A 244-nucleotide genomic window follows, 5' to 3' on the forward strand; every position below is an offset into this window, starting at 1 on the left:
GCACCTTTAAATTCGTCAATATTGTCATAAAGCCAAACTAAAGTTATAGTACTATGAGCACCTAAAGAACCTCGATTTCCTTCGAGTGGATAGGGGTACTTGGTCTCTTTTAGAATTCTAACCAGTTTTCTGCTTTGTTCATCAAAGAAATCAATTTTATCCACTTTAATTTTGTCCTCAATCATTTGGGCAAGTGGAAACTCAGAAACCGAAATTTGCTTTCCTGTACTCCATGGTAACACCA

1 protein-coding gene is annotated in these 244 nt (G+C 36.5%); it reads right to left on the reverse strand.

All coding sequences use genetic code 11. The features are described from left to right. A partial coding sequence (locus tag ACY2RT_RS15555) for a hypothetical protein (protein WP_490156826.1) occupies positions 1 to 244 on the reverse strand: 244 nt, incomplete at both ends.

Source organism: Ulvibacter sp. 2210JD10-4 (assembly GCF_058148525.1).